Here is a 13,597-nt window from a genome sequence, read left to right as displayed (position 1 = left end):
ATCGGCGACAGGGCGGGGCCGATGTTTCCTGCATCCGCGCCCGGTGGGCGACCGACCGGACGGGACGCTCAGGCCGCCGGGCCGGTCTCGGCTTCGGGAAACTGCAGCGCTTTTGGGACGGGATTGATCGCGATGTCGGTCTCGGTGAAAGGCGGCGCCCGCCCCAGATCGGCATGGTCGCCGAGCACCCGGCGCGCCGACAGGATCTTCTGGAACGCCTGCCGGTCGGCGCCCGCGTTGCGTGCCAGATCTTCCAGCCGGCGGAGCTTTTCGACCGTCAGGGCCGTCGCCGCTTCGGCCGAGGCAGGCCCGTTGACGGCCAAGTGCTGGACGAGCCAAGCCGTATGATCATCGAGGTCGATGATATCTGTGCCCATGGCGGCCATCCCATCGAACGTCATCATCGTTCCGGGATTATGCCGAGACTGAGCATCGATCATTAACCTACCGAAGCAATCGGCCCGGATTTCAGGGCGACGCCGCGGATTTCAGCTTCCCAAACCGTTTGAGGAGACGCTCCCGCTTGAGCCGCGACAGGCGATCAATCCAGAACACGCCGTCGAGCTGATCGATCTCGTGCTGGATGACCGCGGCCAGGAAGCCGTCCGCTTCCTCCTCGTGGTCCGCTCCGTCGAGGTCTTTGTAGCCGAACCGGATCCGCGCGGGCCGGGTGATCCGCTCGCGGACGCCCGGCATGCTGACGCTGCCCTCCTCGTAGGTCGACATGTCGGCGGAGGCCCACACGAGGGCGGGGTTGACGTAGACATGCGGAGCTTGCTCCGGCGACATCCGGATCACCATGACCCGCGCGGACACACCGATATGCGGGGCCGTCAAGCCGATGGCGCTCGCGATCACGAGCGCGTCCCGGACATCGTCGGCCAGGACCTTCAGGCCCGGCCCGAACTCATCGACCGGGGTGGCCGGACTCGAGAGACGTGGATCCGGAAACAGGACCAGCGCGCGCGCCGACATGACAGGTCCCACTCCTGCTAGGCTCAGAATCTGCGAGGCTCAAGAATCCCACCACCCTCTATCGAAGCCTGGCGGCGTGGTGAACAGGCCTGTCCACGCATCCAGGGGCGCTGAGTCCGACGTGCTGGTCGCCCAGGGCGGGGTCCTGGCAATACGGAGGCGGCAGGCTAGGGCAGCCGACGGACGGTCAGGCCGGTCCGTCAGAGGCCGTCCCCGGTCGCGCGACGGCTCTCATCCTGGCATCGGCTTGGCGTGACGGATCCTTCGGAGGCCATCGGCTCAGCAAGCGGGCCGAAGCTCAGGAAGACCTCGTAGGCCATCCCGGCCAAGGCGTGGCCGATCCACGCCGTCGTGTCCCAGATCTCGTTCATGGCGCGGTGTCCTCAGCGGGCTCGACCCCGTGACGCCCGGAAGGCCGTGGCAACACGGTCTGCCGGACGCGCGGCGTCAGGCGAAATGCGCGGGCAGGCTCAGGGCCTGCGCATAGGTCATCAGCGCGATCGCGCCGCCGATCAGCGTGGCGGCAAGGGTGATGCGGTTCGTCCAAGTCATCGTAGGCTCCATCGGGTTCGCGACTGTGTTCGCGTGATGAACCCGATGTATGCCTAAGCTTTCAGGCCCGACGTGTTCTGGGACACCCACGACACGACGGGACATCCGGACGGGCCGGCCGGTCGCTAGATCGTCTCGTAGGCGAACAGGATCGCGATGACCGACAGGCTGATCAGTCCGAGGACGAAGGCGATGTCGGCGCAGCGCTCCAGGCGGATCGCGAGGCCGCTCTCGGCCGCCAAGCGGATCGACAGGTAGGAGGCGATCGCGCTGGCCAGGAACAGGATGGCCGTCAGGGCGGCAGCCTCGTCGACGTGGCTCGGACCGATGCGGCCCTCGGCGATCTTCACCAATCCGATCAACGTGGTGCAGACGCCGACCATGGTCCCGGCATTGGGCAGGATGTGGCGCGACAGGCCTTCCTCGCCGGAACGCTGTCTCCCTGGGTTCCTGGTCATGCGCCCCCACGGCTGTCCACCGGCCGGTTATCGGCTCATCTTGGCCGCCTGAGGAGTCCTGCCATGAAGCGCCCGCTGACCACCGGTTCCGCCGCGCCCCCGCCAAGCGGGTCGCGGCCGACCGCGCCCGAAGACCCGCCCGTGCCGACCTGGCGGGAGGTTGCACCGATCGTGGCGGCTCTGGTCGCTGTCCTGGAGGCGATCGAGACCGGCCCGAAGGCCGGGCCGGCGATGAAGGCCCATCGCTCCGCCATGCGCCGCCAGGGCGAGGCTGCCGCAGCTCTGGGCGGTCCCGAGGCGATGGCGGCGGTGCTGCAGCAGGTCGCCGCCATCGATCCCCAGCGCGCCGAACGCCGCCTCGCCTTCATCCGCGAGGCCTGGACGGGGCTGTCAGGCTGGCCGCCTGACGCCCCGCCCGACGGCCATGATCACCAGCCCCCGTAGAAGCGGCGCGGGCCGTCGTAGCCGCCGGGGCCACGCTCGTAGCCACCGTATCCGTAGCCCGGCCGGCCACCATAGGGGCCACGCGGTCCGCCGTAGCCCCAGCCGCGATCGTTCGGCCGGCAATGGCCCCACGGGTTCGGGTGGAAGCCGGGGCCGCAGCCGCCGGCCACGCGTTCGATCAGACCGCCGTCCGGCTGGCCGTATCCGAACGGCGCCGCATGTGCCGCCGTGGCGGTGGCGAACCCCGCCGCCAGCACCGCGGCCATCCCGAACATCCTGGAGCGCTTCATGACACGATCTCCTGAGAACCCTGACTCCGGGCTTGCCGGGCCGGATGACAGGAGCATGCCGCCGCGACCGTGAACCGGGTCCGGTCGGGCTGTTCATCATCCCGACGGGGCGGCTCGGCGCCCGACATGCGGGCATCGGCATCGTGAGGGCGCGGCCAAGGGACCTCGGGCCGCGGCCCGACGTTCCCGTGCTTGGGCGCTTTGAAAGGATCGTCCCGGTGGCGTCAGGACCGGGGCCGGATCGGGAGATGCGGATGACGGATGCGGTGCACGACAACGGCGACCGGAGCCGCTTCGAGCTGGCGGTCGGCGGCGAGGTCGTCTTCGCCACGTATCGCCGCGAGGCCGGGCAACTCGTCATCAGCTACGTCTACGCACCGCCCGCCCTGCGCGGCACCGGGGCGGCGGACCGGCTCATGGCGGGCGTCGCGGCGCGCGCCCGGGCCGGCGGCGAACGGATCGTGCCCCTCTGCGGCTACGCGCGGGCGTGGCTGCGCCGGCACCCCGCGCATCACGATCTGCTCGCGTGAGGAGCGGTCGGAATCGGCTTCCGGTCCCGATCGAGCCGAGGACGGATGCCGCCGTCTTTGCGAGCGGAGCGAAGCAGTCCAGTCGGCGCCACGCTTCGGCGTGTCGCGCTGCCCTGGGGCGCTTCTCTGCGCGTGATGACGGGGCGGGCTGGATCCCCCCAAGGCTTCAACATCGCACCGGATCAGATGCGGTCGCGTGCCCCGGGTCAAATCCGACGCTTGCTACCCGCTCACGAGGTCGGCTCGGGGTAAATTTCTCCCTCCCCTCTTCCGAGCGGCGAAGGCATGAGAGCGAACGCCGCCGCTCACCCGCTTGCAACCCTACCCAGGCCCTCGTTGCGTCTGCTTCTAGCAGGTCCAGGGGTGTCTGAAGTCTCGCCGGATCGCTCCGCATAGGTATGCCGATCTGTGATGGTCGGGCCCGGCGCGGGCTTACGCAATCAAGCCCCGCGTCCGCGGAGCCGCGAAGGTCTCACAAGACGAGACCGCCGAGGCCGTCCGACATTTCGCGCACAAGACAAGGGCCGCCGTATCTTGCGATTCTTGGCCATCCGGAGAGCGACAGGATCGCCCCAGAGTCAGCATTGTCGGTTCGGGTTCTTACTTGACAGTGTGCGGTTTTATTCAATAAAAGAAGGCAAATCTGTGTGGTATCGCTATCGTTTTTCGGTATTGACCCGAAATTTCTGAATGTCAGCTGAAATAAAAAAAGTCTCATCGGCTTAAGCCGTATTGTGACGTTTGGGGGGAATGGTTGAGTCGACAGAGAGATCAATTAGCGTCGGACGGTCCGAAATAGACAGATCGGACTTATCATATTTCATTTTAGACTCGGCGATACAATTTATTTCAGATCGGCTTGAGGGGCTGCCCGAGGACTGCGAAGCTTGGCTCTCCCAGTTTTGGGAAGAGGCGAACAACTCCAGACTGAAAATACCGGCTTATTTAGCCCTGCATCCGCGATTAGCCTTGATGGCCGCAAGGTGTGCTGCGCGTTTGCCGCGCTTGAGTGCCCGGTTGAGCGATGAACCCGAAGGTAAGCTCATTGAAAATGCATTGAATACGGTTTGTTTGGCAAAGGTTTTCAAATTATCGGATCTTGGGGCCTGCGTTCTAGAAATTCCTGCTCGGCCGCAGGATTACAGTCTCGGGTCATCCAAGCAGACCCTCAGGCGCAAAGTTAAGGCCGCAGAGAAGCTGGGCATTTATTGTCGGCCGGTGCATGATAAAGATGAGCAAATCGCGCTGGTCGCGACGCTTGATCGCGCGATCGCCGTCAAATCCAATCCGCTCTATCGAGAGCAAGACAGCGATCATTCTTATTTGGTCGGCAGCGGGTTATGGACTGTCGCATTTGCACAGGACGGTGAGCCGCTTGTGATCGCCGTCACGCCGCGAGACGGGGAATGGGCACTTCTTCAGGCCTTCGTTTCGCTCGGTGAAACCCAGCATCGTTCCGACGCGCGCTATCTCCTCACCAAAGTGGTCGCCGAGCGACTGGCCGTCGAGGGTGTCCGGCACCTGGTGGACACCCGCAGTCCTTCTCAACTGCCCAATGGACTGCGTCATTTCCAGCGCATGCTCGGATTCCGCATCAGGCGTATACGTATGCGACAGTCGATCTGACGTGCATCTCTTTTCATGGCTGCGCACGTCGCTCGGGATCGGATCTGCTAGCACGTCTATGCACCAAGAGATTTGGCTGCAGAGGACCACGTCCCCGCGTCAACGCGAAGAGGGATAACCAGACTGTACAGCCCTTGAGCGGAGGCCGACTTGCGACCGCTTCGGCCAGTCCTGGCGGCCGTGCCTCTGCCCGTCCTTGGTCGCAGGCAGCCCCTCGCCAAGGGACCAGGTGCCAGATTTGACCCCTAGGCCGCCGCACGGCTGGCCGTATAGCCGCGCCAGCCGCCGAAGCGTGTGATGTCGGCCGCATCGGCGATGCCGGCGGCCTCGACCAGGAATCCCTTGGGCGCCGTCCCGTCGGCGAGCCGCAAGGTGCCGATGCCGAGCGGCGCCGGGATCCCGGCCACGAAGGCCCCGAAGGCGGCGGGCGGCAGCGCCCACACCTCCGTCTCGATCGCGCCGCCCTCACCGGCGGCCACCCGGAGCAGGCCCGGGCGCTGCGGCGGCCCTCCGGGCAGGGCGTAGAGGCGATAGTCCGGCCCGGTTGGCACCGTGCGCAGGTACCGAGCGCCCCGTTCTGTCAGCTCGCGGTTCAGGGGCAGGCCGGACAGGTGCGCGCCGACCACCGCCAGCTCGATCTCGCCGGGCAAGGCCCGCGCCGGGCCCGGTTCCGCCGCCGGCACGGGCGTCGGGCCCGCACCGATCCGGGCTCCCGCAACGGCGTGCAGGCGTGCGCCCAGGGCGGCCAGCAGCCCGTCCGATCCCCGCGGCGCCAGCAGGGTGATGCCCGCGGGGAAGCCGTCGGCCCGGGGCCGCCCCGGCACCGCGAGGGCGCACCAGTCGAGCAGGTTGACGAAGTTGGTGTAGGTCCCGAGCTCGCTGTTCGGTCCGATCGGGTCGGCCGCCACGGCCGCGCAGGTCTGCGGGCGCGGATAAGTCGGCACGGCGAGCACGTCGACACGGTCCCAGACCGCGTCGGCGGCTTGCCGCAGCGCCGCGAGGCTGTAGAGGCCCGCGAAGGCGTCCGCGGCGCTGTAGCGCGCGGCGGCTCCGATCACGGCCCGCGTCGTCGGGTGCAGGATGCCGGGGCGCGTCTCCATGACCGATCGGATCGCCGCATAGCGTTCGGCGACCCACGGTCCGTCGTAGAGCAGGGCCGCAACGGCGAACATCGGGCTGAAATCGACAGGCGCCGCCGCGCCCGCGAGCACCTCGAGATCGGCGCGCGTCGCCGCAAAGGCTTCCTCCGAGAGGCGATCGCCGCCGAAGCGGAGGCTCGCGGCCTCCGGGACCCCGAGACGAAGGCCGGGCGGGAGGCCGGCGGGCGTCGCAGCCACCGGAAGAGCCCGCGCCCAGGGGTCGGCGCCGTCGAAGCCCAGCATGACCCGGAATGCCGCGTCGGCGTCGGCCACGGTTCCGGCGAAGACCGAGAGCGTGTCGAGGGTGCGGCAGGCCGGCAGCATGCCGCGGCTGGAGATCGCCCCGAGGGACGGCTTCAGCCCGACGACGTTGTTGAGCGCGGCCGGGACCCGGCCCGAGCCTGCGGTGTCGGTCCCCAGGGCGAACGACACGATCCCGTGGGCCACAGCCACGGCCGAGCCGCTGCTGGACCCCCCGGGCACGTAGGCCGGATCGATGGCGTTGCGCGGGGCCGGGTAGGGGGTGCGCAGGCCGACGAGCCCGGTGGCGAACTGGTCGAGATTGGTCTTGCCGATCAGGATCGCCCCGGCCGCGCGAAGCCGCGCCACCGCGGGCGCGGTCTCGGCGGGGGTGTGGGCGAAGTCCGGGCAGGCGGCGGTGGTCGGCAGGCCGGCCACGTCGATGTTGTCCTTGACGACGAAGGGGATGCCCCAGAGCGGCAGCGCCGCGGGGTCGAAGGGCGGCAGCGCCGCCGCGGCACCCCGAGCCTCGGCCTCCGGCACCAGCGCGAGAAAGATGCCGGGATCGTCGACCGCGGCAAGCCTCCGGTAGGCCTCGGCCACGACGGCGCGCGGGTCGAGGCCGTCGGCGTAGGCCGCGTGCAGGAGCGGGATCGTCGGGAAGGGGGGCACGGTCATTCCTCGCAGCGCGGCTCAGGATTCGTCGCCGGTGGCGCGATACCAGTCGAGGATCTCGCCCCCCTGCATGACCGCCACGTCGCGGCGCGCCAGGATGGCGTCGAGCAGCCGCTCCAGCAGGCCGATCCGGTGCGGCACGCCGGTGATGTACGGATGGATCGCGAAGCCCATCACCTTGGCACCTCCGAGCGGGCCGGGGCCCGCGGCCTCGGCGGCGAGGCGGTCGAGGTTGGCGAGCGCCCGCTCGACGAACTCGTCGGCGCGGTGATGCTGGATGGCGAGCAGCGGGATGTCGTTCAGCTCCACCGAGTAGGGCAGCGCCACGAGCGGCCCGGTGCGCGTCGCGACCCGGCAGGGGCGGTCGCCGACCACGAAGTCGCCGACGTATTCGAGGCCGGCCGCGTGCAGGTGGTCGGGGGTGTCGAGGGTTTCGGTGAGGCCCGGCCCGAGCCAGCCGCGCGGTGGGCGCCCGGTCACCGCGGTGATGGCCGCGACGGTGCGGGCGATCATCCCGGGCTGATCCTCGACCCTGTGGGTCGGGACCTGGTGGAAGCCGTGGGCCATGAACTCCCAGCCCGCCGCGTGGGCGGCCTCGGCGATGCGCGGATAGGCCGTGCAGACCGAACCGTTGATCGACAGGGTCGGGCGGATCCCGCGGCTCTCGAACGCCTCGAGGAACCGCCAGAACCCGACCCGCATGCCGTACTCGTGCCACGCCCAGTTGGGGATGTCCGGCAGCAGGCTCGCGGCGGTCGGCGGCACCAGGATCTGGCGCGGCATCGGGTGGTCGATCAGCCAGTGCTCGACGTTGACTACCGGCCAGACGGCGACGTTCTTGCCCCCGGGCAAGGTGATCCGGGGCCGGTCGATTGCGGCGCGGTAGGCGAGGCGGTTCTCGGGCCGGCGGGGATCGTCGAACGCGATGTCCATCAGGCGGCCGCCCGCGGCGCATGATGGCTGTGGAGCTGCGCGGCCAGCATCCGGCGCAGGTCGTTGAAGGCCGGGCTCGACACGTCGCGCCGCCGCGGCAGGTCGACCGCGTGCACCGCCTCGATCCGCCCGGGGCTGGGCGACATCATCACGATCCGGTCGGCCAGGAAGATCGCCTCCTCGATCGCGTGGGTGACGAACAGGATCGTTAGCCCGGTCCGCGACCACAGGTCGAGCAACTCGTCCTGCAGCCGCTCCCGGGTCATGGCGTCGAGCGCCCCGAAGGGCTCGTCCATCAGCACCACCTCGGCCTCGTTGGCGAGCACCCGCGCGATGGCGACGCGCTGCTTCATCCCGCCCGAGAGCTGGTGCGGGTAGGCGTCGGCGAAGGCCTGGAGACCGACGAGGGCGATGTAGCGCTCGGCGGTGTCGCGCACCTCGGCGGCCGGCCGCCCGCGCGCCTTCGGGCCGAAGCCGATATTGTCGCGCACGGTGAGCCACGGGAACAGGCCGTAATCCTGGAAGACCATACCGCGGCTCGGCCCCGGCCCGGCGATCGGCTTGCCCCACATCAGGGCCTGGCCGGAACTCGGCGCCTCGAAGCCGGCGGCGACCCGCAGCAGGGTGGACTTCCCGCAGCCCGAGGCGCCGAGCAGGCAGACGAACTCGCCCCGCGACACGGTGAGGTTCGCCTCGCGCAAAGCCTCGGTCCGCCGGCCGCCGGCCGTGTAGGTCTTGAAGACCGCGCGCATATCGAGGATTGGGATCGTCGGGTCAGCCATGATTGGGGCTCCAGGCGAGCAGCCGGCGGCCGAGCTGCATGACCAGCCAGTCGGAGACGAAGCCCGCCACCCCGATCACCGCCATGCCGCAGATCACGATCTCGGTGCGCGAGAGCTGGCGCGCCTCCATGATGATCGCGCCGAGGCCGGTCTGGACGCCGGTCATCTCGCCGACCACGATCACCACCCAGGCGAAGCCGAGGCCGAGCCGCAGGCCGGTGAAGATCGATGGCAGCGCCGCCGGCAGCACGACGCGGGCGAACTGCGCCGGCCCGGTGCAGCCCAGCATCGCGGCCGCCTCGAACAGGCGCAGCTCCACCGAGCGGACCCCGAACACGGTGTTGACCAGGATCGGATAGAACGCCCCGAGGAACACGAGGAAGAAGGCCGAGCGTGGCCCGAGGCCGAACAGGATCATGGCGAGCGGCAGCCATGCGGTGACCGGCACGGGGCGCAGCACCTGAAGCACAGGATCGAGGAGCGCCCGGATCAGCGGCACGCGTCCGATCAGCAGGCCGAGCGGCAGGGCGGCCGCGGCCGCCAGCGCGAAGCCGCCATAGACGCGGCTCAGCGAGGCCCCGAGATGGGTCCAGAGGGTGCCGCTGAACGCGTCGTCGTTGACGCCCCCGACCGCGAGGTCCTGCAGCTCGGCCCAGACCTCCGCGGGCGGCGGGATCAGGCTGTACGGTCGGCCCGCGGTAGTGACCTGCCAGACCGCGACGAGCGCCGCCGGCACCACGCAGGCGAGCGCCAGCCGGCGCAGGCTGGCGAACCCGGCTCCGGCCCGTTCGCCCGCGCGGGCCGGAGCCACCGTCGCCGGCAGGGGGCCGGCCTCGATCCCGGTGCTCACGCCCGCCCCATTGCGTCGACGAAGCGGGTGTCGATGAAGCCGGGCTCAGGCAGGCGCTTGATCTGCTTGAGCACCAGCATGTGCTGCGCGTAGGCCTGCGCCTGCCGGACCTCGTCCGGTCCGAGGCGCCAGGTCAGCTCGACATTCGGGGCCGAGAGCTCGAGCGCCTCGCGCTTCTGTCCGAGCTTGGCCACCGCCATGGCGATCATCGCGTCGCGGTCGCGGGCCGCGAAATCCGTGGCCTTGCGGTGGATCTCCAGCATGGTCCGGACTAGGTCCGGCCGCTCGGCCAGCGTGTCGCGATGGGCGCCGAACACCATGTTCAGGGCGCCCATCTCGGTGCCGTAGGGATACTCGGCGAGCTGGCCGACGCCCGAGGCGAGGCTGACGCCCGGTCCCGGCTCGGCGCCGACATAGGCGTCGACGTCGCCGCGGGCGAGCGCGATGTGCATCTCCGAGAAGGAGACCCGGACGGGGGTGATGTCCTTCACGGACAAGCCTTCCATGCGCATCCGCTCCAGGACGAAGACTTCCTGGGTGCTGCCGGGCCAGATCGCGACCCGCTTGCCGCGCAGGTCCTTGATGGTCCGGATCTCGGAATCCTTCTTGGCGATCACCGCCATCCCGCGATTGCAGGTCGACGCGATCACCACGACCGGCTCGCCGGCCGCGGCACCCAGCGTCGCGGCGGCGATGCCGAAGGTGCCGAAATCCACCGATTTGGTGACGACGGCGTTCTTGCACTCGGTCGGGCTCTCGAACGGCACCACCTCCACGGTCACGCCCGCGGGGGTAAAGCGCTCGTAGAAGCTCGGCGCGATCGAGTGGATCAGCTTGAGCGAGCCCATCCGGATCGTCACGGGCGCGCCCTGGGCGCGGGCGCCGGACAGGGGTCCGACGACGAGGCCGGCTCCGAGACCGGCCAGGAGGGTGCGGCGGCGGATCATCGAAGAGCTCCTGCAGGGTCGCGATCACCGTGACGCTAGGCGCGCCCCCTGTTGCAAGGAAGTGCTATTTTCTGAGCAAGCCGTTGCTTTCCCAGCAACGGTAGCCGAGGATGTGCGGGTGAAGCATCTGCGCACCGTCACTTACGTCGCCGAGATTGCCCGGGCCGGCTCGATCCGGCGCGCCGCGGAGCGGCTCAACCTGACGCCATCGGCCCTGACGCGGCAGATCCAGGATCTCGAATACGAGCTCGGCACGCCGATCTTCGAGCGCCTGCCGCAGGGGATGCGGCTCAACGCGGCCGGCGAACTCTTCGCCCGCCACATCCGCGACCAAGTGGCGGATCTCGACCGGGTGCGCTCGCAGATCGCCGACCTGTCCGGGGTGCGGCGGGGCCACGTGGCACTGGCGTGCAGCCAAGCCTTCGTCACGCAGGTCGTGCCGGAGGAAGTCGAGGCCTACCGGGCCCGGTTTCCCCAGGTCGGCTTCACCGTGCAGGTTCGCGACCACGCGCAGGCGGTGACGGCTCTCGCAGCCTTCGAGGCGGATCTCGCCCTGATCCTGCAGCCGCCCCCCTCGGCGGAGCTGCACCTCCTCTATTCCGGTCACCAGACTCTGTGTGCGCTAATGCGCAGCGGCCACCCGCTGGCGGTGGAGGCGGGGCCGGTGCGGCTGCGCGACTGCCTCGCCCATGCCCTGGCGCTGCCCGACCATTCGCTGGCCATCCGCCACCACATCGAGCAGGCGCTCGCCCGGCGGGGCGTCGAGCTCCGGCCGGCCGTCGAGTCGGGCTCGCTGGAACTCCTGCGCAACCTCACCTTGCGGGAGGACGTGGTCAGCCTGCAGATCCCCAGCGGCATCCCGGAGGATCCGCGCCTGCACAGCCGCCCGATCGATACGCGCGACCTTACGCCAATGACGCTGGTCCTGGCGCAGCTGCGCGGACGGTCGCTGTCGGTCGCCGCGGCCAAGTTCGCCGATCAGCTCGTCGTTCGGCTCAATCGCGATTCTGCCTGACGAAGATCAATGATCGGGCCGTCGACAGTCTCAGTCTCCGATCAGGTCTCGGCCCATTGCCGAAGCAGGTTGTGGTAGGTGCCCGTCAAAGCAACGAGCGCGTCGTGCCCCGGCACGTCGCGGGTTAGATGCCGGATCGAGGTGTCGAGGTCGAACAGCAGGGCCCGCCGGGTCCTGTCGCGGATCAGGCTCTGGATCCAGAAGAACGACGCCACGCGCGAGCCCCGGGTGATCGGCGTGACGTTGTGCAGGCTGTCCGCAGGGTAGATCACCAGGTCGCCGGCCGGCAGCTTGACGGCATGGCTGCCGTAGGTGTCCTCCACGGTCAGCTCGCCGCCGTCGTACTCGTCCGGTCCGCTGAGAAACAGCGTCGCCGAGATATCCGTACGGATGCGCTGGCCGTCCAGGGACTGGCGGATGGCGTTGTCGATGTGGGCGCCGAACGTCATGCCGGAATCGTACCGGTTGAACAGCGGCGGGAAGACCGTGTGCGGCAGGGCGGCCGAGAGGAACAGCGGACTGCGCTTGAGCGCGAGCATCACCATGCCGCCGAGTTCCTGGGCCTCGGGAGCGTCCTCCGGCAATTGAAGGTTCTTCTTGACCTGCGCCGATTGGAACCCGGCGGTCACCCGCCCGTCGGTCCAGGCCGCCTGGTCCATGATGGTCCGGCACCGGGCAACCTGATCGGCGCTCAGGACCTGCGGGATATGGACGAGCATAGGAGGTGCTCCCTTCGCCTAGGCGTTCTCGGCTGAGATCAGGCGCCGATCGGGAAACGCGGTCGCGTCGTTCCGCAGCGCCGCCCGGTTGCGCCGCTTCCGCAGCCACATCAGCACGCCGGTGATCGCCAGCAGCGTGGGCAGTGCCCCGCAGAGACCGGCCAGAGCCGCCCAGACCGGGCCATCCGCGCGGCCCTGGTGCACGCGCCGCATCCAGGCGCCGATCGCGTCGCCGCGGCGTTGCGCCGGCTCCAGCGTCGTCTGTCCCGTCGCATCATCGATGCTGACCGCGTGCCGGGTCCCATCGGCGGCCTGAACCTCCAGGCGCCACGCCTTCGTAACGGTGCTGGGGACGGCGAGCAGGCGGGGCGCCTCCGGCGCAGCCGCCCCCGTCCCGAGCGCGAGGGCCCGTTCCGCCGTGAGCAACGGCTGCGGCATGAGGGGATCGCCGCCGGGACGCCGGACGGGCGGTCGCGGCGCGTCGAACGCGTTCAGGACCGCGCTGGCCTGCGGCGGGAAGGCGAGCACGATCCCGGTGAGCGCCATCAATCCCAGAGGGATGGAGATCCAGAAGCCCGCGAGGTGGTGCAGGTTGATGCTCGTCGCCGGGCCGCGCCGCCAGGCCAGGGCGCGCGCGAAGCGTCCATTGCGCGGGAACCAGAGGATCAGCCCGGTCACCGACAGCAGGAGCAGCGCCACGCCGGTCCAGCCGACGATGTCGCGGCCGGAATATTCGGGCACCATCAGGTTCTCGTGGAAGACGTGGATCTGCCCGATCAGCGAATTGCGCAGGTCCTTGACCCCCAGCACCGCGGCCGTCGGCGGGTCGAGATAGACGAGGCGGCTGGGCGGGCGCCGGTTGCCGCCCGGCTCTCCGGGCCGGCCGCTCCGGTTCGCCGCGCCGCCAACCCCGGGTCCACGCCCCTCCATCGCCGACGCGGGCTGGAGACGGACCACCACCGTGACCGGGCCGCCCTCTGCGTGCGGCCAGCGCAGCACGGCCGCCTGGCCGCCCACGGCCTCGCTCGCGCTGCGCAGATAGGCGTCCGCGGAACGCGCAACAGCCGCGCCGGTGGTCGCGTAGAGGCCGGGATTGAGGGCCGCGTCGATCTCGTCGTCGAACACCAGGACAAGCCCGGTGAGCGAGATCGGCACGATCAGGAGCGTCAGGCCGATCCCGAGCCACAGGTGCACCTTCCGGAACACCGTACGCCAGGAAGGGAATCGTCCAAATGCCATCCGTCTCGCGCCCGCTCGGCCATTGCTGGCCGCTCTTGGGTCAAGAACGGAACGAATGCAATCGCAGTATTTTAGAACTGATCCAGTACATTCTTTCTTTCGAATTATTAAAATCTAAAAATAACAGATTTTCCGAGAAGATGTATCGTTTCCTGTTGATGTCTACATCTGGATTAAGATACG

16 protein-coding genes are annotated in these 13,597 nt (G+C 69.2%); 4 read left to right on the top strand and 12 right to left on the bottom strand.

Annotated elements, in window-relative coordinates; all coding sequences use genetic code 11:
- Nucleotides 1–68: 68 nt before the first annotated feature.
- The 4 genes from M6G65_RS22405 to M6G65_RS22390 all read right to left on the bottom strand — a co-directional run bounded on the left by M6G65_RS22405 (nt 69) and on the right by M6G65_RS22390 (nt 1,985).
- A complete protein-coding gene (locus M6G65_RS22405; RefSeq protein ID WP_238199322.1) occupies nt 69–377 on the bottom strand; it encodes a hypothetical protein in 309 nt (102 codons plus the stop codon).
- A 91-nt stretch (nt 378–468) separates the two neighbouring features.
- On the bottom strand, nt 469–975 hold the full coding sequence (locus M6G65_RS22400; protein ID WP_238199321.1) for a peptide deformylase: 507 nt from the start codon (nt 973–975) through the stop codon (nt 469–471).
- Between the two features lie 200 nt (nt 976–1,175).
- Complete coding sequence (locus M6G65_RS22395) at nt 1,176–1,346, bottom strand: hypothetical protein (RefSeq protein ID WP_238199319.1); 171 nt, start codon at nt 1,344–1,346, stop codon at nt 1,176–1,178.
- 306 nt (nt 1,347–1,652) lie between these two features.
- A complete protein-coding gene (locus M6G65_RS22390) occupies nt 1,653–1,985 on the bottom strand; it encodes a hypothetical protein (RefSeq protein ID WP_250102904.1) in 333 nt (110 codons plus the stop codon).
- 63 nt (nt 1,986–2,048) lie between these two features.
- On the opposite strand from M6G65_RS22390, the gene M6G65_RS22385 reads away from it, so the two are divergent.
- Nucleotides 2,049–2,429 carry a hypothetical protein gene (locus M6G65_RS22385; RefSeq protein WP_238199316.1) on the top strand — a complete coding sequence of 127 codons (381 nt, stop codon included), beginning with the start codon at nt 2,049–2,051 and terminating at the stop codon, nt 2,427–2,429.
- Here the strand turns inward: M6G65_RS22385 and M6G65_RS22380 are convergent.
- A complete protein-coding gene (locus tag M6G65_RS22380) occupies nt 2,414–2,719 on the bottom strand; it encodes a GCG_CRPN prefix-to-repeats domain-containing protein (RefSeq protein ID WP_238199315.1) in 306 nt (101 codons plus the stop codon). The two genes, M6G65_RS22385 and M6G65_RS22380, sit on opposite strands and share 16 nt — an antisense overlap.
- A gap of 254 nt (nt 2,720–2,973) precedes the next feature.
- Here M6G65_RS22380 and M6G65_RS22375 point away from each other — a divergent pair, with 254 nt between their 5' ends.
- Both M6G65_RS22375 and M6G65_RS22370 read left to right on the top strand, forming a co-directional pair.
- Nucleotides 2,974–3,249, top strand: coding sequence for a GNAT family N-acetyltransferase (locus M6G65_RS22375; RefSeq protein ID WP_238199314.1), 276 nt, complete (start codon nt 2,974–2,976; stop codon nt 3,247–3,249).
- A gap of 1,017 nt (nt 3,250–4,266) precedes the next feature.
- Nucleotides 4,267–4,875, top strand: a complete 609-nt coding sequence (locus M6G65_RS22370) for a hypothetical protein (RefSeq protein ID WP_250102903.1) — start codon at nt 4,267–4,269, stop codon at nt 4,873–4,875.
- A 245-nt stretch (nt 4,876–5,120) separates the two neighbouring features.
- Here M6G65_RS22370 and atzF read toward each other — a convergent pair whose 3' ends face one another.
- The 5 genes from atzF to M6G65_RS22345 are packed head-to-tail and all read right to left on the bottom strand — an operon-like array spanning nt 5,121 to nt 10,441.
- Nucleotides 5,121–6,932, bottom strand: a complete 1,812-nt coding sequence (atzF, locus tag M6G65_RS22365; RefSeq protein WP_250102902.1) for an allophanate hydrolase — start codon at nt 6,930–6,932, stop codon at nt 5,121–5,123.
- Between the two features lie 15 nt (nt 6,933–6,947).
- Nucleotides 6,948–7,862 (bottom strand): polysaccharide deacetylase family protein, encoded by a 915-nt coding sequence (locus M6G65_RS22360; protein WP_250102901.1) that lies wholly within the window; start codon nt 7,860–7,862, stop codon nt 6,948–6,950.
- Complete coding sequence (locus M6G65_RS22355; RefSeq protein WP_238199310.1) at nt 7,862–8,644, bottom strand: ABC transporter ATP-binding protein; 783 nt, start codon at nt 8,642–8,644, stop codon at nt 7,862–7,864. The genes M6G65_RS22360 and M6G65_RS22355 overlap by 1 nt, the downstream gene beginning before the upstream one ends.
- Nucleotides 8,637–9,494: an ABC transporter permease gene (locus M6G65_RS22350; RefSeq protein ID WP_238199309.1), complete on the bottom strand. Its 858-nt coding sequence runs from the start codon at nt 9,492–9,494 to the stop codon at nt 8,637–8,639. Before M6G65_RS22350 ends, M6G65_RS22355 begins: the two co-directional genes overlap by 8 nt.
- Nucleotides 9,491–10,441: an ABC transporter substrate-binding protein gene (locus M6G65_RS22345; RefSeq protein ID WP_250102900.1), complete on the bottom strand. Its 951-nt coding sequence runs from the start codon at nt 10,439–10,441 to the stop codon at nt 9,491–9,493. The genes M6G65_RS22350 and M6G65_RS22345 overlap by 4 nt, the downstream gene beginning before the upstream one ends.
- Before the next feature lie 118 nt (nt 10,442–10,559).
- Between M6G65_RS22345 and M6G65_RS22340 the strand changes: the two genes are divergently transcribed.
- Nucleotides 10,560–11,456 carry a LysR family transcriptional regulator gene (locus tag M6G65_RS22340; RefSeq protein WP_238199306.1) on the top strand — a complete coding sequence of 299 codons (897 nt, stop codon included), beginning with the start codon at nt 10,560–10,562 and terminating at the stop codon, nt 11,454–11,456.
- A gap of 41 nt (nt 11,457–11,497) precedes the next feature.
- Here M6G65_RS22340 and M6G65_RS22335 read toward each other — a convergent pair whose 3' ends face one another.
- Both M6G65_RS22335 and M6G65_RS22330 read right to left on the bottom strand, forming a co-directional pair.
- Nucleotides 11,498–12,175, bottom strand: coding sequence for a Fe2+-dependent dioxygenase (locus M6G65_RS22335; protein ID WP_238199304.1), 678 nt, complete (start codon nt 12,173–12,175; stop codon nt 11,498–11,500).
- Nucleotides 12,176–12,193: 18 nt separating this feature from the next.
- A complete protein-coding gene (locus M6G65_RS22330; RefSeq protein WP_238199303.1) occupies nt 12,194–13,414 on the bottom strand; it encodes a PepSY-associated TM helix domain-containing protein in 1,221 nt (406 codons plus the stop codon).
- Between the last annotated feature and the right edge of the window lie 183 nt (nt 13,415–13,597).

Origin of the sequence: Methylobacterium tardum, from assembly GCF_023546765.1 — a bacterium.
In the GTDB taxonomy this organism is placed as follows: Bacteria; Pseudomonadota; Alphaproteobacteria; order Rhizobiales; family Beijerinckiaceae; genus Methylobacterium; species Methylobacterium tardum.
The sequence above is the reverse complement of the archived record's forward strand: the minus strand, read 5'-3'. Positions and strand labels throughout refer to the sequence as shown.